Source organism: Klebsiella sp. PCX (assembly GCF_021869705.1).
Classification (GTDB): domain Bacteria; phylum Pseudomonadota; class Gammaproteobacteria; order Enterobacterales; family Enterobacteriaceae; genus Klebsiella; species Klebsiella quasipneumoniae.
This window is the reverse complement of record NZ_CP091527.1, coordinates 802,421-824,835: the sequence shown is the minus strand read 5'-3', so window position 1 is coordinate 824,835 and position 22,415 is coordinate 802,421. Positions and strand designations below refer to the sequence as shown.

Genomic DNA, 22,415 nt, shown 5'->3' with positions numbered 1-22,415 from the left:
GGACCACTCCGGGCTATTCGCTAACAGATCTTCTGGCTGTCGTGGATGACCACATTTTTAAACGACTGCAGCGCCGGGGAAAGTCCCCGGTCTTTCATGGTCGCCAGATAGATATAGCGCGGAGGGAGGGTGTTTTTAATCTTCAGGATATGGACGTTGTAATGGGAGAGCGCCGAGATCCGCGGCATGATCGCGATCCCGTAGTCAATGCTGACCAGCCCGGCCATCGCGGTATCCTCTTCCACGTAGCAGGCAATCTCCGGCACCAGCTTTTGCTGCATAAATACATTATCGATAAACGGACGTAAGCCGCTATTTTCTGAAAAATAGATATAGGGATAATGAATCGTCTCCACGAGGTCGACTTCATGTTCATACAGACGGGCCAGCGGATGATCCCTGGCGGTCACCACCACCAGCTCCTGCTGAATAACCGGAATAAAATCGATATCTGGCTCATCGGCAATATAAGAGCAGATCGCCAGATCGACTTTTCCCGCTTTCAGCTCCTGCAACAGCGTCAGCGAGGTCCCTTGAGTAAAAGAAAAAGTCACATTGTGAAACTCAGGTGAAAGAGAATATTTATTAATTAACTGCGGAACAACATATTCGCCCATCGTGTAAATAAAGGCGATACGAATGTTTTCTTTATTTTCAGCGCCGTTTTTTTGCAAAACTGTGCGGCCATTTTCCAGTGAGGCCAGGGCATCTTCGACATACGGCAGAAAACGCTTGCCGTTTTGCGTAATTTTAACGTTCCGTCCCTGTCTGGCGAACAGCGCGACCCCTAACTCCTTCTCCAGCTCTGATATCGCATGGCTTAGCGAAGGCTGAGTGATGCACAGACTGGAGGCCGCTTCGGTATAATGTTCAGTTTCAGACAGACGTTTAAAATAATAAAGTTGCTTTAGGTTCATTATTTTTGCCCGTATAATATAAGAATAAATCCACTGATGCTAATATACCATGCAAGCCACCAATAATGCGCATGAGCGGGTAAATATCGGCGGTGTATCAAATATTATTTTCTGAAGCGTATGAATGTGCCACAAAGCGTTGCCATTCATAGATACTACCTATAGTTCCCGGAGATATTTTTGCATATACAAATATATGCAAAAATATTTTAAACTTTAAAGGAACTCGCTATGAGTATGTCAAACTCTCAGGAAGTCCTCACTTCCTCATCAGGGACGAAAAAAAGAAGCCGCGTTCGGATAGTTATTTTACTGCTGTTGTCCGTCGGAACGATGATCAATTATCTCGACCGCACCATCCTCGGTATCGTTGCCCCACAGTTAACCCAGGAAATTCATATCGATCCGGCGATGATGGGCATCATTTTCTCCGCCTTTGCCTGGACCTATGCCCTGGCGCAGATCCCCGGCGGCATGTTTTTAGACCGCTTCGGCAACAAACTGACCTATGCCCTGTCAATTTTCTTCTGGTCGCTGTTTACCCTGCTGCAAAGTTTCACCCTCGGGCTTAAATCTCTGCTGCTTCTGCGCCTGGGACTTGGCGTCAGTGAAGCGCCCTGCTTCCCGGCCAACAGCCGCATCGTCAGCACCTGGTTCCCGCAGCATGAGCGCGCACGGGCGACGGCAACATATACGGTTGGTGAATATATAGGACTGGCGGCCTTCTCACCGCTGTTATTTTTAATCCTCGAACATCACGGCTGGAGAACGCTTTTTTTCCTCACCGGAGGATTAGGTATTTTATTTACTTTGGTGTGGTGGCGTTTTTATCACGAACCCCATGAATCGCGCACGGCTAATCAAGCGGAGCTGGATTATATCGGCGCAAACGGTATTAACAATAAAATCCAGAACGTTCCATTTAACTGGCGTGACGCCAGGCGCCTGCTGGGCTGTCGCCAGATCCTCGGCGCCAGTCTGGGTCAGTTTGCGGGCAACACCACGCTGGTGTTTTTCCTGACGTGGTTTCCCAGCTATCTGGCCAACGAGCGCCATCTTCCCTGGCTGCACGTTGGCTTCTTCGCCACCTGGCCGTTTCTCGCCGCCGCCATCGGCATCCTCTTCGGCGGCTGGATCTCGGACCGACTGCTGAAGCGAACCGGCTCCGTCAATATCAGTCGGAAGTTACCAATAATTTCCGGATTATTACTCTCCAGCTGTATTATTGCGGCGAACTGGGTGAGCGCCAACAGCACCGTTATTATTATTATGTCAGTGGCATTTTTTGGTCAGGGAATGGTTGGTCTGGGCTGGACGTTAATTTCTGATATTGCCCCGGAAAATATGGCAGGCCTGACCGGCGGGATATTTAATTTCTGCGCTAATATGGCGTCGATTATAGCCCCACTGATAATTGGCGTGATTATCTCCGCAACGGGTAACTTCTTTTACGCACTGATCTACGTCGGCCTGACGGCGCTGATCGGCGTGATTGCCTACATTTTTATCATCGGCGACATCAAGCGAATCGAACTGAAGTAAAGACGGCGGCCCCGGCGAATTGCACGCCGGGGCGAAGAGGACGGTCAGATATCTTTCACCTTGCTGGTTAAAAACAGCGTCACCAGCGAAATCGCGGCGATCGTCCAGTAGACGCTGGCGTGGCCATAGCTCTGCGACAGCGCCCCCTGCATCACGCCGGCGAGGATCACGCCAGTGGAAATACTGTTGGTAAACAGGGTGGTCGCCGCCCCCGCGCGTCCCGGCATTAAATCCTGGAACCACAGCATGCCGATCCCGGCGATTATGCCGATAAAAATGGCGTTGAACAGCTGCAGGGCCAGCAGCGCCGTTCGGGCATGAAACAGGATCAGCCCCAGATAAAACAGCACACCGGCCGCCACCGCCGCTACCATCATTTTACGTTTACCAAAGCGCTTCACGTAGTAGCCGGCGAGGATCATCGCCGGAATCTCCAGGCCGGCGGCGGTGCCCATCAGGATCCCGGCCAGACTGTCGGGAAGCCCGAGATCGCTGCTGATCCACAGCGGCATATCAATGATATACATGGTGTTGCAGGTCCACATCAGGGTGGAGGCGATAAACAGCATCCGCACATTCTTGTCCTGCCAGCCGCCGGCCTGCGCCAGCGCCTCCGCCTCTTCCGAGGGCTGTTCCACGCGCGGAACCGAGGGCAGTTTGACCGCAATCAGCGCCAGGCTGATCGCAAAGATGCCCGCCGCAATAGAGAACATGGTGGTAAAGCCATAGTTGAGCGCCAGCATAAAGGCCAGCGGCGGGCCAATCACCCACGCCAGAGACAGCTGGGCACGCATGACCGAGCTGAACATCACCACTTCCCGCGCCGAGCTGTCGGCATATTCCCGCGCCAGGGCAAAGAGCTGAGGCATGGCGGCGTTAGCGATGGATGCCAGCATCACCCCACAGGTGATCAGCGTCAGATAGTGGCGGTTGAAGGCAAACAGCAGCGCATTGCCTACCGCCATCAGACAGCAGAACATAATTAACCGCCGCCGGTCGCCGCGGCTATCGGAGCGCTTGGCCAGCGCCAGGCTCACCAGGATCCCGGCTATCGCATTCACGGTGTAGAACAGGCCCACCCAGAACGGCTGCGCCCCCACTTCGCGGCTGAGAAACAAACTCAACGTCGGGGCCTGCAATGCGCCCGCCACGCCCATCATAAAAGCAACCAGCATAAAGGCGGCATAGACGCCGTTTAGCCGTCGTCCCATCGTCATCAACCACAGCATGGAATGTCCTTAACACACGCGAAGTAAACGAAAAAAGCCAGCAGAGGCTTTCTGCTGGCGGGTGATTCTATACTCTGTGGATTTCACGTTGCAGGACAAACGGTTAACCGTTTTGCGCAGCGCTTACGCTGGCTCCGAAAGGGTGAGTCCCGTAGGGGCGATTCACGCGGCCAGAACATAGGCTCTGGGAGCATCGACAGCGATAGACCCGGGCAAGCGCGCGCACCTGCAGCTTGAAAAACGACGAGTATAACACCAATACTCAGTCACACATGATGTCTGCAAGTCAATGATCAGAGGTCTTTGACGTCACTCCCCACTGCATCAGTTCGCCCAGGATTTCCTGCTGTCGTCCTGCCATCAGGCGGGCCAGCCAGGACGCTTCCTGCGTCGCAGAAAAGTAGCGCTGGTAGAACGATTTTGCGGTAGACCTCATCATATTCACCTCCTCGCTTCATCGGGATTCATTATTGGCTTAATATGGGGAGTAATAAATTGCTGAGTTTTGCGCAGGAGTTCCCCTTTTATGTCTTCCGGCCGTCTGCAACAACAGTTCATCCGTCTATGGCAGTGCTGCGACGGCAAGTCGCAGGAGACCACCCTCAACGAGCTTGCGGAAATGCTAAGCTGCTCGCGCCGCCACATGCGCACCTTGCTCAATATGATGGAGTCCCGCGGCTGGCTGACCTGGAAGGCGGAGGCTGGCCGCGGAAAACGCTCGCGGCTGACCTTTCTCTATACCGGCCTCGCCCTGCAGCAGCAGCGTGCCGAAGATCTGCTTGAACAGGATCGCATCGATCAGCTGGTGCAGCTGGTCGGCGATAAAGCCGCCGTCCGTCAGATGCTGGTCTCGCATCTCGGGCGCAGCTTCCGCCAGGGGCGGCACATCCTGCGCGTGCTCTACTACCGGCCGATGAAGAATTTACTGCCCGGCAGCGCGCTGCGACGTTCGGAAACCCATATCGCCCGGCAAATATTCAGCGCGCTGACGCGGGTAAATGAGGAAAATGGGGAACTGGAAGCTGATATTGCCCACCACTGGCAGCAGTTGACGCCCACCCACTGGCGCTTTTTCCTCCGGCCAGGCATCCATTTTCACCATGGCCGTGAGCTGGAGATGAGCGATGTGATCGCTTCTCTGCAGCGCAGCAATGCCCTGCCGCTCTATTCGCATATCGAACGCATCGAGTCGCCCACCGCCTGGACCCTGGATATTCATCTGCGCCAGCCCGACCGCTGGCTGCCCTGGCTGCTGGGCCAGGTGCCAGCGATGGTGCTGCCGCAGGAGTGGCAGACCATGAACCACTTTTCTTCGATGCCGGTCGGCACCGGCCCGTATGCCGTGGTGCGTAACAATCAGAACCAGCTCAAGATCCACGCCTTTGAGGACTATTTTGGCTACCGGGCGCTGATCGATGAGGTGAACGTCTGGGTGCTACCGGAAATTAGCGAAGAGCCCAACGGCGGCCTGACGCTGCAGGGCAATACCGAAAGCGAAAAGGCGGTGGAGAGTCGTCTGGAAGAGGGGTGCTACTACCTGCTGTTTGACTCGCGAAGCCCGCTGGGCGCCAACGAGGCGGTGCGCCGCTGGTTAAGCTATCTGTTCCAGCCCGCGAACCTGCTCTACCACGCGGGCGAACTTTACCAGGGCAACTGGTTTCCCGCCTACGGCCTGCTGCCGCGCTGGCATCACGCCAGCAACCACGCCAGCGACAAGCCGGCGGGGCTGGAGACGGTCACCCTCACCTATTACCGCGATCACGTCGAACACCGGGTGATCGGCGGGATCATGCGCGACCTGCTGGCCGCGCATCAGGTGAAGCTGGAGATCCAGGAGCTGGAGTACGATGCCTGGCATCGCGGCGAGGTGGTCAGCGATATCTGGCTCAACAGCGTTAACTTCACCTTACCGATCGAATTCTCGCTTTTCGCCTATCTGTACGAAGTCCCGCTGATTCAGCGCTGCATCCCCATCGACTGGCAGGAAGACGCCAGCCGCTGGCGCGCGGGAGAGTTTAATCCGGCCACCTGGAGTCAGCGTCTGCTGGCCAGCCAGCATATCGTGCCGCTGATCCATCACTGGCTGATGATTCAGGGCCAGCGCAGTATGCGCGGCGTGCGGATGAACACCCTCGGCTGGTTCGATTTTAAATCCGCATGGTTTGCGCCGCCGGAGCCGTAAGCGCTTTCCGTCATCTGACAAAATCATTACACTAAGGCCGTTCTCAACGGGGTGCTAATAAACATACGCAATATCATTCAAGTTGCATCAAGGCAGCAAGCGGGTGAATCCCCTGGAGCATAGATAACTATGTGACTGGGGTGAACGCGCGAAGCTAACGCAGATGCGGCTTGAAGGATGAAGCGTATGGGCTGAGAAAATACCCGTCGAACCTGATCCGGATAACGCCGGCGAAGGGATTTGAGGCTCACTCAAAATCCTTTGCCACCCCTTTTTTCTGAGGTGCAAAGTGTTGAAAAAATTACTCCCGCTGCTGGCGCTGGTCGCCATGCCCGCTCTGGCTAAGCCTGTCCTCACCGTCTATACCTATGACTCCTTCTCTGCCGACTGGGGCCCCGGCCCGGCGGTCAAAAAAGCGTTTGAAGCGGACTGCGGCTGCGAGCTGAAGTACGTCGCGCTGGAAGATGGCGTTTCACTGCTAAATCGTCTGCGCATGGAAGGCAAGAACAGCAAGGCTGACGTCGTGCTGGGCCTGGATAACAACCTGCTGGAAGCCGCGGCACAGAGTCAGCTGTTCGCTAAAAGCCAGGTTCCCGCCAGCGCGGTCAGCGTGCCGGGCGGCTGGGATAACGACACCTTTGTCCCCTACGACTACGGCTATTTCGCCTTCGTCTATGACAAAAACAAACTGGCCAACCCGCCGAAGAGCCTGAAAGAGCTGGTCGAGAGCCCGCAAAAATGGCGGGTCATCTATGAAGATCCGCGCACCAGCACCCCGGGGCTGGGGCTGCTGCTGTGGATGCAAAAGGTCTATGGCGATAAAGCGCCCGAGGCCTGGCAGAAGCTGGCGGCGAAAACCGTTACCGTCACCAAGGGCTGGAGCGAAGCCTACGGTCTGTTCCTGAAAGGGGAAAGCGACCTGGTCTTGAGCTACACCACCTCGCCGGCCTACCACATGATTGAAGAGAAGAAAGACCACTATGCGGCGGCGAACTTCGCCGAAGGCCACTATCTGCAGGTCGAAGTTGCCGCCCGCACCGCCGCCAGCAAGCAGCCGGAACTGGCGGAAAAATTCCTCAAATTCATGGTCTCGCCTGGCTTCCAGAACGCCATCCCCACCGGCAACTGGATGTATCCGGTGACCCAGGTCGCGCTGCCGGCCGGTTTTGCAAGCCTGGTAAAACCGCAGACCACGCTGACGTTTACCCCGCAGCAGGTCGCCAGCGAGCGTCAGACCTGGATTAGCGCATGGCAACGCGCCGTCAGCCGCTAAACCTGAGCGGGCTGCTGCCGGGCCTGTTCGCCGCTACGCTGCTCTTCGCCGTCGCGCTGGCGGCGTTTCTGGCGCTGTGGTTCAGCGCGCCCGGCGCGGGCTGGCGGACGGTCTTCAGCGATAGCTACCTCTGGCATGTGGTGCGCTTCTCCTTCTGGCAGGCGTCGCTGTCAGCGCTGCTCTCGGTGGGGCCGGCTATCTTTCTCGCCCGCGCGCTTTATCGGCGTCGCTTCCCCGGCCGCACGTTGCTGCTGCGTCTGTGCGCGATGACCCTGATCCTGCCGGTGCTGGTGGCGGTGTTCGGCATCCTCAGCGTCTATGGCCGCCAGGGCTGGCTGGCCTCGCTGTTTCACACTTTTGGCTGGCAGTGGGATTTCTCACCTTACGGCCTGCAGGGCATCCTGTTGGCGCACGTCTTTTTCAATATGCCGATGGCCACCCGCCTGCTGCTGCAGGCGCTGGAGAACATTCCCGGCGAGCAGCGGCAAATTGCCGCCCAGCTTGGCATGCGCGGCTATGCCTTCTTCCGCCTCGTCGAATGGCCATGGATGCGCCGGCACATTCCCGCCGTCGCCGCGCTGATTTTTATGCTCTGCTTTGCCAGCTTCGCCACCGTGCTGTCACTGGGCGGCGGCCCGAAGGCCACCACGATTGAGCTGGCTATCTACCAGGCGCTGAGCTTTGACTACGATCCGGCGCGAGCGGCAATGCTGGCGTTGATTCAGATGCTCTGCTGCCTCGGGCTGGTGCTGCTCAGCCAGCGCCTCAGTAAAGCGGTGGCTATCGGCGTCAGCCATGTCCGCGGCTGGCGTGACCCTGACGATCGCCTGCATAGCCGGCTGAGCGATGGGTTGCTGATCGGCGCCGCCCTGCTGCTGCTGCTGCCGCCGCTGCTGGCGGTCATCGTCGACGGGGTCAACCGCAATATGCTGGACGTGCTGGCGCAGCCCGCCCTCTGGCAGGCATTAACGACTTCCCTGCGCATCGCCATCGCCGCCGGGCTGTTGAGCGTGACCCTGACAATGATGCTGCTATGGAGCAGTCGAGAGCTGCGCGCCCGCCAGCGGCCGCTGGCCGGGCAGGCGATGGAGCTGAGCGGCATGCTGATCCTTGCCATGCCGGGCATCGTGCTGGCTACCGGCTTCTTTCTGCTGCTCAATAACAGCATCGGCCTGCCGGAGTCCGCCGACGGCATCGTCATCTTTACCAACGCTCTGATGGCGATCCCCTACGCGCTTAAAGTGCTGGAAAACCCGATGCGCGACATTGCCGTCCGCTACAATATGCTGTGCCAGTCGCTGGGGATCGAAGGCCTGACGCGACTGCGGGTCATCGAACTTCGCGCGCTCCGGCGCCCCCTAGCCCAGGCGTTAGCCTTCGCCTGCGTGCTGTCGATTGGCGACTTCGGCGTGGTGGCGCTGTTCGGCAACGAGGCGTTCCGCACCCTGCCTTTCTATCTCTACCAGCAGATAGGCGCCTACCGCAGCCAGGACGGCGCCGTCACCGCTCTGCTACTGCTGCTGCTCTGTTTCTTACTATTTACGCTGATTGAAAAACTTCCGGGGCGTGATGCTAAAACTCAATGATGTGACCTGGCTGTACCAACATCTGCCGATGCGCTTTACTCTCGACGTCGCGCGCGGCGAGCGCATCGCGGTGCTCGGCCCCAGCGGCGCCGGAAAGAGCACCCTGCTGAATCTGATCGCCGGTTTTCTGCCGCCCGCCAGCGGCAGCCTGCAGATTAACGGCGAGACGCATCACGCGACGCCGCCGGCGCAGCGTCCGGTCTCGATGCTGTTCCAGGAGAATAACCTGTTTAACCATCTGACCATTCGGCAGAATATCAGCCTCGGGATCCACCCTGGCCTGAAACTGAGCCGCGAACAGCAGCATAAAGTCACGGCGATTGCCGCCCAGATGGGAATTGATGCCCTGCTTGACCGCCTGCCGGGAGCGCTCTCCGGCGGTCAACGGCAGCGCGCGGCGCTGGCCCGCTGTCTGGTGCGCCAGCAGCCGGTGCTGCTGCTGGATGAACCCTTCTCGGCGCTCGACCCGGCGCTGCGTCAGGAGATGCTGGCGCTGGTGGCGGATGTCTGTGAACAGCAGCAGCTCACCCTGCTGATGGTTTCGCACAGCGTGGAAGATGCCGCGCGCATCGCGCCGCGCTCGATTGTGGTCGCCGAAGGGCGCATTGTCTGGGATGGCGCTACCGCCGAGCTGTTAAGCGGCCGCAGCAGCGCCTCGCATCTGATGGGGATCAGCGCGCGATAACCTTGTGCAGGATCGCCAGATAGACCGGCATCAGCGGATGGCGGAAGACAAATGTTAACGCCGTTGCCGCCAGCGCGACCATACACGGCGCCAGCCACAGCAGACGCCCGCGCGGCAGCCAGCGGGACAGCCGATCGCCAGACGTTTTCGCGCTCCGCCACAGCCGCCAGCACAGCCACCCCGCCAGCCAGGCCAGCAGCGCCGCCCCCAGCAGCAGCCATTGAAAGCTGGCGCTGTTTTCATCGGCCGGAATATCAATCGCCGCGCCGGCGAGAATCCCCGGCAGGAAATAGAGCGGCGGCCAGAGCAGGCAGCCGATAATATTCGGGAGCACGAATTTGGCCACCGGCAGGTCGAGCATCCCGGCGACCATCGGCACCAGCGGACGCGTCGGCCCGACAAAGCGGCCAATCAGGATGGTGATCATGCTGTGCTGGTGCAGCGCATGCTCGGTTTTTTCCAGCAGGGCGCGGTTTTTCTTCATGAACGACCAGCGGTGCAGCGGCTTTTTAAAGCGCCAGCCGAGCCAGAATGAGATCCAGTCTCCCAGCAGACAGCCCACGATCCCCGCCAGCCACGCCTGCCAGAAATTAACCTCACCGCCGCCAATCAGCGCCCCAAGGCCGGCCATCATCACCGTTCCGGGTAAAATAAGCCCCACCAGCGCCAGCGACTCGAGAAAGGCCACCAGCATCACGGCTAACAACGAGTAGACCGTGGATTGGGTAATAAAGTGTTCGAGCAATGCTTGCATAATGTACCCGGTTAAAAAACGAAGCCCGGATTCTCCGAAGCCATCGCGCCGTCGTCAAGCCAACAATTGTCTTAATAGTTTACTGGCTGTGACATTTAAGCGGGTCATCATTTCACTTTCTTTACTTTTTATTCACATCCCGCGCGGAATTCGCTCGGGCTGGCGCCGGTGCATTTTTTGAATACGCGGGAAAAATAGAGCTGATCTTCAAAGCCGACGTTGCGCCCGACGGTGGCGATCGGCATCCGCGTGGTGCTCAGCAACAGTTTGGCCTGGCTGATGCGCTGATCTTCACGCCAGCCGAGCACGCTGATCCCCAGCTGCTGGCGAAACAGGTGCGACAGACGCGAGGGCGACAGGCAGACGTGCTGGGCGACGCTGGCGATATCAAAATGGCTGTCCGCCAGATGGTCGCTGATGTACTGGCAGGCGTCGCGCACCCGGTTATCCAGCGGCGGATGCAGCGATTCGTTGATCGCCTCCATCCGCCGCAGCAGGAGCTGTTCCAGCAGATTAATCGCCAGCAGTTCGGAATAGCGCCCCGCCCCCTGTCCGGCATCGACTATCTGGCCGAACAGCTCGCCAAAGCGCGCCTGCCACTGCTCGTCCGGACGGAAAAAGCCGGTCTGGGCGAAGATGGTCGGCCAGTTGAGCCACTCGTGCCAGTAGGCGCGCGGGCGGAAGTAGACCCACTGGTGATACCACTCGCTGGCGTCGGGATGGCGGCCGTAGTGATGGATCTCCCCCGGCGGGAACAGCAGCATATCGCCCGGCCGGCAGACAAACTGCTCGCCGTGGTTGTTGATCACCCCCTCGCCGCGGATCGTCAGGTTGAGGATATAGCCTTTCATACCCAGCGGGCGGTCGATAAAAAAATCCAGGTATCCCTGCGCCTCAATCGGCGTCAGACCGGTGACCAGATGAGCGTTAAAAGAGTAGCCCGGCAGCAGCGGATCGTTTTGCGTTTCGGCCATACGCGTGGTTCTCCCCGAAGGTATTAGTGACACCAATTGTCCATATTCATCATTTTATCGCTCTCGGCCCTGTCACGACTGCGACGGCAGTGGGAATTTCGCTAAAAAGCCGCACAGCAAGCGAAAAAAGCGCCAGCGGCGTGCATTCCACCGTGATATGCCGGGTAACAAAAGTGTCTATAAATACGGCAGGAAAGTCCACATCGAATATTTGCACGACGTCACACTTTGCGAGGTGACAGCAAAATAATCCATAAGATTAGCGAATCCGGCCTGACGGATTTTGCCGGGGATATCTACTGTTGCTGCATGAATGATTTCTGCATGGAGTAACAAGATGGCAATTGCGATTGGCCTCGACTTTGGTAGTGACTCAGTCCGCGCCCTGGCGGTGGAATGCGCCTCCGGCGCAGAACTGGCGGCAAGCGTGGAGTGGTATCCGCGCTGGCGGGAAGGACAGTATTGCGATGGCGCTAACAACCGGTTCCGCCACCACCCGCGAGATTACATCGAGTCCATGGAAGCGGCGCTGAAAAGCGTACTTGCCTCCCTGAGCGCCGAACAGCGCGCCGACGTCGTGGGCATTGGCGTCGACAGCACCGGCTCAACCCCGGCTCCCGTTGATGCCGAGGGCAACGTGCTGGCGCTGCGCGAAGAATTCGCTGACAACCCTAACGCCATGTTTGTCCTGTGGAAGGATCACACCGCGGTCGAGGAAGCCGAGGCGATCACCCGCCTGTGCCACCAGCCGGGCAAAGAGGATTACTCGCGCTATATTGGCGGGATCTACTCCAGCGAATGGTTCTGGGCCAAAATCCTCCACGTCACCCGGGAAGATAGCGCCGTCGCCCAGGCAGCCGCCTCGTGGGTGGAGCTTTGCGACTGGGTACCCGCCCTGCTCTCCGGCACCACCCGTCCGCAGGATCTGCGCCGCGGCCGCTGCAGCGCCGGGCATAAATCCCTGTGGCATGAGAGCTGGGGCGGTCTGCCGCCGGCCAGCTTCTTCGATGAGCTTGATCCCATCATTAACCAGCATCTGGCCTGGCCGCTGTTCACCGATACCTGGACGGCCGATGTGCCGGTCGGCACGCTGAGCGCAGAGTGGGCCCAGCGCCTGGGCCTGTCGCAGACCGTGGCCATCTCCGGCGGCGCCTTCGACTGCCATATGGGCGCCGTGGGCGCCGGCGCGCAGCCTAACGCGCTGGTGAAAGTCATCGGCACCTCCACCTGCGACATTCTGATTGCCGATAAAGAGAGCGTCGGCGACCGCACGGTCAAAGGCATCTGCGGCCAGGTCGACGGCAGCGTAGTCCCGCACTTTATCGGTATGGAGGCAGGCCAGTCCGCCTTCGGCGATATTTACGCCTGGTTCGGTCGCATTCTCGGCTGGCCGCTGGAGCAGCTAGCCCAGCAGCAGCCAGCGTTGCGGGAGCAAATCAAAGCCAGCCAAAAACAGTTACTGCCGGCGCTCACCGAAGCCTGGGCCAACAATCCATCGCTGGAGCATCTGCCGGTGGTGCTTGACTGGTTCAACGGCCGCCGCACGCCGAATGCCAACCAGCGCCTGAAAGGGGTGATCACCGACCTTAACCTGGCCACCGACGCGCCGGCGCTATTCGGCGGTCTGATCGCCGCCACCGCCTTCGGCGCCCGCGCCATTATGGAGTGCTTCACCGAGCAGGGGATCCCGGTTAACAACGTCATGGCGCTTGGCGGTATCGCGCGGAAAAACCAGGTCATCATGCAGGCCTGCTGCGACGTGCTGAACCGTCCGCTGCAAATTGTCGCCTCCGATCAGTGCTGCGCGCTGGGGGCGGCTATCTTCGCCGCCGTCGCCGCCGGCGTCTATGAGGATATTCCAGCCGCCCAGCAGCGGATGGCAAGCCAGGTGGAAACCACACTGCAGCCGCGCCCGGCGCAGGCACAGCGTTTCGAACAACTCTATCAGCGCTACCAACAGTGGTCGGTCAGCGCCGAACAACACTATCTCCCTTCGGCTGCAAAGGCGGAAAAAGCCCCGCAATCTCAGGCAGCGCTCACCCATTAAGGATACGAAAATGACGATTTTTGATAACTATGAAATATGGTTCGTTATTGGCAGCCAACATCTGTACGGCCCGGAAGCCCTGCGCCAGGTGACGAAGCATGCCGAACATGTGGTGAACAGCCTGAATGCGGAAGCCAAACTGCCGTGCAAACTGGTCCTTAAGCCGCTGGGCACCACCCCGGACGAGATCACCCACATCTGCCGCGACGCTAACTACGATGACAAATGCGCCGGGTTAGTGGTCTGGCTGCACACCTTCTCGCCGGCAAAAATGTGGATCAACGGCCTGACCATTCTCAACAAGCCGCTGCTACAGTTCCATACGCAGTACAATGCCGCGCTGCCCTGGGACAGCATCGATATGGACTTTATGAACCTGAACCAGACCGCGCATGGCGGCCGCGAGTTCGGCTTCATCGGCGCCCGTATGCGCCAGCAGCACAGCGTGGTGACCGGCCACTGGCAGGATAAAGAGGCCCACCAGCGCATCGGCGGCTGGATGCGCCAGGCGGTCTCCAGACAGGATACTCGCCATCTGAAAGTGTGCCGTTTCGGCGATAACATGCGCGAAGTGGCGGTGACCGACGGCGATAAAGTCGCGGCGCAGATCAAGTTTGGCTTCTCGGTGAACACCTGGGCGGTCGGCGATCTGGTGCAAGTGGTCAACAGCGTCAGCGACGGCGATATCAGCGCCCTGGTCGATGAATACGAGAGCAGCTATCGTCTGACCCCGGCGGCGCAGGTTCACGGCGACAAGCGTCAGAACGTGCTGGACGCCGCGCGCATTGAGCTGGGGATGAAACGCTTCCTCGAACAGGGCGGTTTCCACGCCTTTACCACCACCTTTGAAGATCTCCACGGCCTGAAACAGCTCCCGGGGCTCGCCGTACAGCGCCTGATGCAGCAGGGCTACGGCTTTGCCGGCGAGGGCGACTGGAAAACCGCCGCTCTGCTTCGCATCATGAAGGTGATGTCAACTGGTCTGCAGGGCGGCACCTCCTTTATGGAGGATTACACCTACCACTTCGACAACGGCAACGATCTGGTGCTCGGCTCGCACATGCTGGAAGTGTGCCCGACGATCGCCACCGCCGAGAAACCGATCCTCGACGTCCAGCCGCTGGGCATCGGCGGCAAAGCGGATCCGGCGCGCCTGATCTTCAATACTCAGACCGGCCCGGCGATTGTCGCCAGCCTGATCGACCTGGGAGACCGCTTCCGTCTGCTGGTCAATACCATCGAAACCGTCCCGACCCCGCACGACCTGCCGAAGCTGCCGGTGGCCAACGCCCTGTGGAAAGCGCAGCCGGATCTGCGTACCGCTTCGGAAGCCTGGATCATCGCCGGCGGCGCGCACCATACCGTCTTCAGCCATGCGCTGAACCTCGACGATATGCGCCAGTTCGCCGAACTGAATGATATCGAGCTGACGGTCATCGACAACGACACCCGTCTGCCGGCCTTCAAAGACGCGCTGCGCTGGAATGAAGTCTATTACGGTTCAAAACGCTAAGAGGTCGCCCCCTCACCCTCCCCCTCTCCCCGCCGGGGAGAGGGTACCGGCCTGGCGCGATGCCGCCTTTCTCCCTCTCCCGACGGGAGAGGGTCGGGGTGAGGGATACCCGACTCGCCTGCTATTCGGAGCACACTATGTTAGAAGATCTTAAACGCCAGGTGCTGGAAGCCAATTTAGCGCTGCCGCAGCATAATCTGGTGACCTTAACCTGGGGCAACGTCAGCGCCGTCGACCGCGACCAGGGCGTTCTGGTTATCAAACCCTCCGGCGTGGATTACCGCGTGATGACCGCCGACGATATGGTGGTGGTCAGTCTGGAGAGCGGCGAAGTGGTGGAGGGTAAGAAGAAACCCTCGTCGGATACCCCGACCCATCGCCTGCTGTATCAGGCCTTCCCGACGCTGGGCGGCATTGTGCATACCCATTCGCGCCACGCCACCATCTGGGCGCAGGCCGGGCAAGCTATTCCGGCGACCGGCACCACCCACGCCGACTATTTCTATGGTCCGGTGCCCTGCACCCGGCTGATGACCGATGCGGAGATCAACGGCGAATACGAATGGGAAACCGGCAAGGTGATTGTCGAAACCTTCCGCCAGCGCGAGATCGACCCGGCGCAGATGCCCGGCGTGCTGGTGCATTCCCACGGCCCGTTCGCGTGGGGTAAAAACGCCGAAGACGCGGTGCATAACGCCATCGTGCTGGAAGAGATCGCCTATATGGGCATCTTCTGCCGCCAGCTGGCGCCGCAGCTGCCGGATATGCAGCAGACGCTGCTGGATAAACACTATCTGCGTAAGCATGGGGCCAAAGCCTACTACGGCCAATAATCACCCTGCTCGCGCTGCGTTTAGCAGGGCTACGGCTCTGCACCGTCTGGCAGACCGGATAAGGCGCAAGCCGAAATCCGGGGCCACCTCAGCGCCGAATACCTGTATAAAATCCCAGCACCCATTGAGAAACCAGGCTATAATCAGGCCTGGTTTTTTATCATCGAGAGCACCCGTGACCCAGCCACGAGCAGGTTTTCTACTCACCCGTCACTGGCGGGACACTCCGCAAGGCACCGAGCTTTCCTTCTGGCTGGCCACCGACGACGGCCCGCTGCAGGTCACGCTGCCGCCGCAGGAGTCCGTCGCCTTTATCCCCGAAGCGCAGCGGGCGCAGGCTGAGCGACTGCTGCAGGGTGAGAAAGGCTTCCGCTTCGCCCCGCTGGCCCTGAAAGATTTCCATCGCCAGCCGGTTGTCGGCCTCTACTGCCGCGCCCATCGTCAACTGATGCGTCTGGAGAAGATGCTCCGCGACAGCGGCGTCACCCTCTATGAGGGCGATATCCGTCCGCCGGAGCGCTACCTGATGGAGCGCTTTATTACCGCCCCGGTGTGGGTGGAAGGCGAAACGCGCGGCCCACAGCTGGTTAACGCGCGCATGAAACCCAATCCTGACTATCGCCCGCCGCTGAAATGGGTATCGCTGGATATCGAAACCAGCCGCCACGGCGAGCTGTACTGCATCGGCCTGCAAGGCTGCGGTCAGCGGGTGGTCTTCATGCTGGGCCCCGAACCGGAAACGCCGCCAGACGTCGATTTCGATCTGGTCTACGTCGCCAGTCGCCCCCTGCTACTGGAAAAACTCAACGCCTGGTTTGCCGATCACGACCCCGACGTGCTGATCGGCTGGAACGTGGTGCAGTTCGATCTGCGCGTCCTGCAAAAGCATGCCGAACGCTACCGCATCCCGCTAAGGCTCGGCCGCGGCAACAGCGAGCTGGAGTGGCGCGAGCACGGTTTTAAGAACGGTGTCTTCTTCGCCCAGGCCCACGGCCGGCTGATTATTGACGGCATCGACGCGCTGAAATCGGCGTTCTGGAATTTCTCCTCCTTTTCGCTGGAGGCGGTGGCCCGCGAGCTGCTGGGCGAAGGCAAAGCCATCGACAACCCGTGGGATCGGATGGACGAGATCGATCGCCGCTTCCATGAAGATAAACCGGCGCTGGCCATCTATAACCTACAGGACTGCGAGCTGGTGACGCGGATCTTCCACAAAACGGAGATCATGCCATTTCTACTCGAGCGGGCGACGGTCAACGGCCTGCCCGCCGATCGCCACGGCGGCTCGGTCGCCGCCTTCAGCCACCTCTATTTTCCGCGCATGCACCGCCTGGGCTACGTGGCGCCGAACCTCGGCGACGTGCCGCCCCAGGCGAGCCCCGGCGGCTATGTGATGGACTCCCGCCCCGGCCTGTATGACTCGGTGCTGGTGCTGGACTACAAGAGCCTGTATCCGTCGATCATTCGCACCTTTTTAATCGATCCGGTCGGCCTGGTGGAGGGCCTGGCGCAGCCCGATGACCAGCACAGCATTGAGGGCTTCCTCGGCGCCCGCTTCTCGCGAGACAAGCACTGCCTGCCGGGGATTGTCAGCCAGATCTGGCACGGCCGCGATGAAGCCAAGCGCCAGCACAATAAGCCGCTCTCCCAGGCGCTGAAGATCATCATGAACGCTTTTTACGGCGTGCTGGGCACCAGCGCCTGCCGCTTCTTCGACCCACGTCTCGCCTCGTCGATCACCATGCGCGGCCACGCGATCATGCGTCAGACTAAAGCGTTAATTGAAGCCAATGGTTATGACGTCATCTACGGCGATACCGACTCCACCTTCGTCTGGCTTAAGCGCCCGCACAGCGAAGCGCAGGCGGCGGAGATCGGCCGGACGCTGGTGAACGACGTCAACGCCTGGTGGGCGCAGGAGCTTGGCAAACTCCAGCTAACCAGCGCCCTGGAGCTGGAATACGAAACCCACTTCTGCCGTTTTTTGATGCCGACGATCCGCGGCGCCGATACCGGCAGCAAGAAGCGTTACGCCGGAATGATTCAGGAGGGCGACGGCCAGCGCATGGTTTTCAAGGGTCTGGAAACAGTGCGCACCGACTGGACGCCGCTGGCCCAGCAGTTTCAGCAGGAGCTGTACCTGCGCATCTTCCGCAACCAGCCCTATCAGGATTATGTGCGGGAGACTATCGCCAGGCTGATGAACGGCGAGCTCGATGAGCAGCTGGTTTATCGCAAACGCCTGCGTCGGCCGCTGGCGGAGTATCAGCGCAACGTGCCGCCGCATGTGCGCGCCGCGAGGCTTGCCGATGAGCACAACCTGAAGCGGGGTCGGGCGCAGCAGTATCAGCAACGCGGCACCATCAAATACGTCTGGACCACCGGCGGTCCGGAACCGGTGGATTATCAGCAGTCGCCACTCGATTACGACCACTATTTGTCAAAGCAGCTGCAGCCGGTAGCAGAAGGGATCCTGCCCTTCGTCAACGACGACTTTGCTACAATAGTGACAGGACAGCTGGGGCTATTTTGATTTTTTCTCACCCATTCCGCGGGCGCAGAAGCCTGAAAATGAACCGTGAGGAGGACGTGACGAACGTTCTGCCATCCAGTAATATAGCGCCCTTTCCATTCCTGGCCCCAATTTTGACGCATCTCCGGTTGTACATGGAGATGATCAACTATTGCCTGCAATTAAAGAACTAAAGAGCCGAACATATATGCCTTTTACACTTGGTCAACGCTGGATTAGCGACACAGAGAGCGAACTAGGATTAGGGACGGTGGTAGCGCTGGATGCGCGCATGGTCACTCTCCTTTTCCCCGCCATCGGCGAAAACCGTCTGTACTCACGCAACGATTCCCCGATCACTCGCGTGATGTTTAACCCGGGCGACACCATTACCAGCCACGAAGGCTGGCAGCTCCACGTTGACAAAGTGCATGAAGAGAATGGGCTGCTGTCCTACACCGGCACCCGCCTCGATACCCAGGAAGCGAACGTCACCCTGCGTGAAGTGCTGCTCGACAGCAAACTGGTGTTCAGCAAGCCGCAGGACCGTCTGTTCGCCGGCCAAATCGACCGCATGGACCGCTTTGCCCTGCGCTACCGCGCGCGCAAGTTCCAGAGCGAGCAGTACCGCATGCCGTGGAGCGGCCTGCGCGGCCAGCGCACCAGCCTGATCCCGCATCAGCTGAACATCGCCCACGACGTGGGCCGTCGTCACGCGCCACGCGTCCTGCTGGCCGATGAAGTGGGCTTAGGTAAAACCATCGAAGCCGGGATGATCCTGCACCAGCAGCTGCTCTCCGGCGCCGCCGAGCGCGTACTGATTGTGGTCCCTGAAACTCTCCAGCACCAGTGGCTGGTGGAGATGCTGCGCCGATTCAACCTGCGCTTCTCGCTGTTTGACGACGAGCGCTACGCCGAAGCGCAGCATGACGCCTACAACCCGTTCGAAACCGAACAGCTGGTGATCTGCTCTTTAGACTTCGTGCGCCGCAGCAAGCAGCGTCTGGAGCACCTGTGCGACGCCGAGTGGGACCTGATGGTGGTCGATGAAGCGCACCATCTGGTGTGGAGCGAAGACGCCCCGAGCCGCGAATATCAAGCGATTGAACAGCTGGCCGAGCGCGTGCCGGGCATTCTGCTGCTGACCGCGACGCCGGAACAGCTGGGGATGGAGAGCCACTTTGCGCGCCTGCGCCTGCTGGATCCGAACCGCTTCCACGATTTCGCGCAGTTTGTCGAAGAACAGCAGAACTACCGTCCGGTGGCCGACGCTGTCGCTCTGCTGCTGGCGGGCAACAAGCTAAGCGATAGCGAACTCAATACCCTCGGCGATCTAATCGGCGAGCAGGATATCGAGCCGCTGCTGCAGGCCGCCAACAGCGATCGCGAAGACGCTCAGGCCGCGCGCCAGGAGCTGGTCTCGATGCTGATGGACCGCCACGGCACCAGCCGCGTGCTGTTCCGTAACACCCGTAACGGCGTCAAAGGTTTCCCGAAACGCGAGCTGCACACCATTCGCCTGCCGCTGCCGACCCAGTACCAGACCGCCATCAAAGTATCCGGCATCATGGGCGCCCGCAAAACCGCGGAAGAGCGCGCGCGCGACATGCTCTACCCGGAGCAGATCTATCAGGAATTTGAAGGCGATACCGGCACCTGGTGGAACTTTGACCCGCGCGTCGAGTGGCTGATGGGCTACCTGACCAGCCATCGCTCGCAGAAGGTACTGGTGATTTGCGCCAAAGCCGCCACCGCGCTCCAGCTGGAGCAGGTGCTGCGCGAGCGCGAAGGTATCCGCGCCGCCGTGTTCCATGAAGGGATGTCGATTATCGAACGCGACCGCGCCGCGGCGTGGTTTGCCGAAGAAGACACCGGCGCCCAGGTGCTGCTGTGCTCTGAGATCGGTTCCGAAGGTCGTAACTTCCAGTTCGCCAGCAATCTGGTGATGTTCGATCTGCCGTTTAACCCGGATCTGCTGGAGCAGCGTATCGGACGTCTCGACCGTATCGGCCAGGCGCACGATATCCAGATCCACGTCCCGTACCTGGAAAAGACCGCGCAGTCGGTGCTGGTGCGCTGGTATCACGAAGGCCTCGACGCCTTTGAACATACCTGCCCGACCGGACGGACCGTCTACGACAGTGTCCATGACGAGCTGATCAACTACCTTGCGGCGCCGGAATCCACCGACGGCTTTGACGATCTGATCAAATCCAGCCGCCAGCAGCATGACGCCCTGAAAGCGCAGCTGGAGCAGGGCCGCGACCGTCTGCTGGAGATCCACTCCAACGGCGGCGAGAAAGCCCAGGCCCTGGCGGAGAGCATCGAAGAGCAGGATGACGACACCAGCCTGATCGCCTTCTCGATGAACCTGTTCGATATCGTCGGCATCAACCAGGACGACCGCGGGGAAAACCTGATCGTCCTCACCCCTTCCGACCATATGCTGGTGCCGGATTTCCCGGGCCTGCCGGAGGACGGTTGCACCATCACCTTCGAGCGTGACGTGGCGCTGTCCCGTGAAGACGCGCAGTTCATCACCTGGGAACACCCGCTGATCCGCAACGGCCTCGACCTGATCCTCTCCGGCGATACCGGCAGCAGTACTATTTCCCTGCTGAAGAACAAGGCGCTGCCGGTCGGCACTCTGCTGCTGGAGCTGATCTACGTGGTCGAAGCGCAGGCGCCGAAGCAGCTGCAGCTCAACCGCTTCCTGCCGGCGACCCCGGTTCGCATGCTGCTGGATAAAAACGGCAACAACCTCGCCGGCCAGGTGGAGTTTGAAAGCTTCAACCGCCAGCTGAGCGCGGTCAATCGCCACACCGGCAGCAAGCTGGTCAACGCGGTGCAGCAGGACGTTCATGCCATTCTGCAGCAGGGCGAAGCGCAGATCGCCAAGGCGGCGCAGGGGCTGATCGACGCGGCGCGTAGTGAAGCCGACGATAAGCTGACGGCGGAGCTCTCCCGTCTGGAAGCGCTGAAGGCGGTCAACCCGAACATCCGTGACGACGAACTGGCGGCGATTGAAAGCAACCGCCAGCAGGTGCTGGAGGCGCTGGGACAGGCCGGATGGCGTCTGGACGCGCTGCGTCTGATCGTCGTCACTCACCAGTAACGGAACGCGAAATGGCGATGGAAAACTACAATCCGCCGCAGGATCCCTGGCTGGTGATCCTGTATCAGGATGAGCACATCATGGTGGTCAACAAGCCGAGCGGCTTGTTGTCCGTGCCGGGTCGTCTTGATGAGCATAAAGACAGCGTGATGACGCGCATTCAGCGCGACTTCCCGCAGGCCGAATCGGTGCATCGCCTTGATATGGCCACCAGCGGCGTGATTGTGGTGGCGCTGAATAAGGCGGCGGAGCGCGAACTGAAGCGCCAGTTCCGCGAGCGCGAGCCGAAGAAGCAGTACATCGCCCGCGTCTGGGGCCATCCGCAGCCGGCGGAGGGCCTGGTGGATTTACCGCTGATTTGCGACTGGCCGAACCGGCCAAAGCAGAAGGTGTGTTATGAAACCGGCAAAGCGGCGCAGACCGAGTATGAGGTGCTGGAGTACGCGGAAGATAATACCGCCCGCGTGCGCCTGAAGCCAATTACCGGACGGTCACACCAGCTGCGCGTGCATATGCTGGCGCTGGGACATCCGATCCTTGGCGACCGCTTTTACGCCACGCCGGAGGCGCTGGCGATGGCCCCGCGCCTGCTGCTTCACGCCGAGACGCTCACCATCACCCACCCCGCCTACGGCAACGCGATGACCTTCCGCGCGCCGCTCGACTTTTAGGACCTCCCCGGCAGCGCTCTGCTGCCGGGGAATGCTAACCCGTTAATCGCGGGCAAACCACGCGTCAATCATCTGCTCAACGCGGGCAACGACGAGATCGGTGTCGTGACGACGGCTACGCGCGCAGGCGTGCGCCGGCTCATCGCACAGCAGGCAGCGGCGCTGCGACTCGCCCAGCGACTGGCGTCCCACCTGCCCGCTCTGCGGACAGATCACATCGATATCCCACAAGCGTCCCAGCGGATGGCTCTGCTCCAGCGTACTGCACATCGCTTTGATTTCGCTGGCCGGATGCGCCACGCACCACAGCGCTTCAGGCCCGGTCGGCAGCCACAGCACCTGACGATCCAGCGTTTGCCAGCGGTGCTTCCAAAGCAGCTGATCGCAGGCCTGGAGGGCTACGCCCATCATGTTGCGATAGCGAATGCTGTCCTTCACCGCCCCGGGGGTCACCAGGGTCAGGGAAATAACAGGCTGCTGATAATGGGCCAACCAGTCGGCCTGGCGGGCTGCACGCTGCTCTTTCGCCGCCAGCAATGCGTCGATGCTGACGCCCGCCTGGGCGGGAGTATCCACTGACAT

General features: G+C 60.0%; 17 protein-coding genes and 1 riboswitch. Of the genes, 11 read left to right on the top strand and 6 right to left on the bottom strand.

All coding sequences use genetic code 11. The features are described from left to right. Positions 1–20: 20 nt before the first annotated feature. Positions 21–917, bottom strand: a complete 897-nt coding sequence (locus GQR96_RS03825) for a LysR family transcriptional regulator (RefSeq protein ID WP_004204315.1) — start codon at positions 915–917, stop codon at positions 21–23. Positions 918–1,148: 231 nt separating this feature from the next. Between GQR96_RS03825 and GQR96_RS03820 the strand changes: the two genes are divergently transcribed. Beyond that, positions 1,149–2,459 carry an MFS transporter gene (locus GQR96_RS03820; RefSeq protein WP_004204313.1) on the top strand — a complete coding sequence of 437 codons (1,311 nt, stop codon included), beginning with the start codon at positions 1,149–1,151 and terminating at the stop codon, positions 2,457–2,459. A 44-nt stretch (positions 2,460–2,503) separates the two neighbouring features. Here the strand turns inward: GQR96_RS03820 and GQR96_RS03815 are convergent, their stop codons facing one another. Both GQR96_RS03815 and sgrT read right to left on the bottom strand, forming a co-directional pair. Beyond that, positions 2,504–3,688 carry a sugar efflux transporter gene (locus GQR96_RS03815; RefSeq protein WP_004204311.1) on the bottom strand — a complete coding sequence of 395 codons (1,185 nt, stop codon included), beginning with the start codon at positions 3,686–3,688 and terminating at the stop codon, positions 2,504–2,506. A gap of 286 nt (positions 3,689–3,974) precedes the next feature. Beyond that, entirely contained in the window at positions 3,975–4,127 is a 153-nt protein-coding gene (gene sgrT / locus GQR96_RS03810; protein WP_004204309.1) for a glucose uptake inhibitor SgrT, read from the bottom strand. 87 nt (positions 4,128–4,214) lie between these two features. Between sgrT and sgrR the strand changes: the two genes are divergently transcribed. From sgrR to thiQ, 4 genes are all read left to right on the top strand, one after another. Next, positions 4,215–5,870 carry an HTH-type transcriptional regulator SgrR gene (gene sgrR / locus GQR96_RS03805; protein WP_065904202.1) on the top strand — a complete coding sequence of 552 codons (1,656 nt, stop codon included), beginning with the start codon at positions 4,215–4,217 and terminating at the stop codon, positions 5,868–5,870. Positions 5,871–5,907: 37 nt separating this feature from the next. Beyond that, a riboswitch (TPP riboswitch) is annotated at positions 5,908–6,127 on the top strand. Between the two features lie 32 nt (positions 6,128–6,159). Further along, the gene (gene thiB / locus GQR96_RS03800) at positions 6,160–7,143 is read left to right on the top strand and encodes a thiamine ABC transporter substrate binding subunit (protein ID WP_032455549.1); all 984 of its coding nucleotides are present in this window, start codon (positions 6,160–6,162) and stop codon (positions 7,141–7,143) included. Further along, the gene (thiP, locus tag GQR96_RS03795; RefSeq protein ID WP_069734365.1) at positions 7,119–8,729 is read left to right on the top strand and encodes a thiamine/thiamine pyrophosphate ABC transporter permease ThiP; all 1,611 of its coding nucleotides are present in this window, start codon (positions 7,119–7,121) and stop codon (positions 8,727–8,729) included. The genes thiB and thiP overlap by 25 nt, the downstream gene beginning before the upstream one ends. Continuing rightward, positions 8,713–9,414: a thiamine ABC transporter ATP-binding protein ThiQ gene (gene thiQ / locus GQR96_RS03790; protein ID WP_017901198.1), complete on the top strand. Its 702-nt coding sequence runs from the start codon at positions 8,713–8,715 to the stop codon at positions 9,412–9,414. Before thiP ends, thiQ begins: the two co-directional genes overlap by 17 nt. On the opposite strand, the gene GQR96_RS03785 is transcribed toward thiQ, so the two are convergent. Further along, a complete protein-coding gene (locus GQR96_RS03785; RefSeq protein WP_004204302.1) occupies positions 9,401–10,168 on the bottom strand; it encodes a DedA family protein in 768 nt (255 codons plus the stop codon). The genes thiQ and GQR96_RS03785 overlap by 14 nt on opposite strands. Before the next feature lie 128 nt (positions 10,169–10,296). Continuing rightward, entirely contained in the window at positions 10,297–11,142 is an 846-nt protein-coding gene (gene araC, locus GQR96_RS03780) for an arabinose operon transcriptional regulator AraC (protein ID WP_004204301.1), read from the bottom strand. Positions 11,143–11,479: 337 nt separating this feature from the next. On the opposite strand from araC, the gene araB reads away from it, so the two are divergent. The 6 genes from araB (at position 11,480) to rluA (ending at position 21,833) form a co-directional block, all read left to right on the top strand. Continuing rightward, positions 11,480–13,189 (top strand): ribulokinase, encoded by a 1,710-nt coding sequence (gene araB / locus GQR96_RS03775; protein WP_017901200.1) that lies wholly within the window; start codon positions 11,480–11,482, stop codon positions 13,187–13,189. 10 nt (positions 13,190–13,199) lie between these two features. Next, positions 13,200–14,702, top strand: a complete 1,503-nt coding sequence (gene araA / locus GQR96_RS03770; RefSeq protein ID WP_004204297.1) for an L-arabinose isomerase — start codon at positions 13,200–13,202, stop codon at positions 14,700–14,702. Between the two features lie 137 nt (positions 14,703–14,839). Next, positions 14,840–15,535 (top strand): L-ribulose-5-phosphate 4-epimerase, encoded by a 696-nt coding sequence (gene araD, locus GQR96_RS03765; RefSeq protein WP_017901201.1) that lies wholly within the window; start codon positions 14,840–14,842, stop codon positions 15,533–15,535. Between the two features lie 175 nt (positions 15,536–15,710). Continuing rightward, positions 15,711–18,068, top strand: a complete 2,358-nt coding sequence (polB, locus tag GQR96_RS03760; protein ID WP_065904196.1) for a DNA polymerase II — start codon at positions 15,711–15,713, stop codon at positions 18,066–18,068. 187 nt (positions 18,069–18,255) lie between these two features. After that, entirely contained in the window at positions 18,256–21,162 is a 2,907-nt protein-coding gene (gene rapA / locus GQR96_RS03755) for an RNA polymerase-associated protein RapA (RefSeq protein ID WP_065904194.1), read from the top strand. An 11-nt stretch (positions 21,163–21,173) separates the two neighbouring features. After that, positions 21,174–21,833 (top strand): bifunctional tRNA pseudouridine(32) synthase/23S rRNA pseudouridine(746) synthase RluA, encoded by a 660-nt coding sequence (gene rluA / locus GQR96_RS03750; RefSeq protein WP_004204288.1) that lies wholly within the window; start codon positions 21,174–21,176, stop codon positions 21,831–21,833. 42 nt (positions 21,834–21,875) lie between these two features. Here rluA and citX read toward each other — a convergent pair whose 3' ends face one another. After that, positions 21,876–22,415, bottom strand: coding sequence for a citrate lyase holo-[acyl-carrier protein] synthase (gene citX, locus GQR96_RS03745; protein WP_004204286.1), 540 nt, complete (start codon positions 22,413–22,415; stop codon positions 21,876–21,878).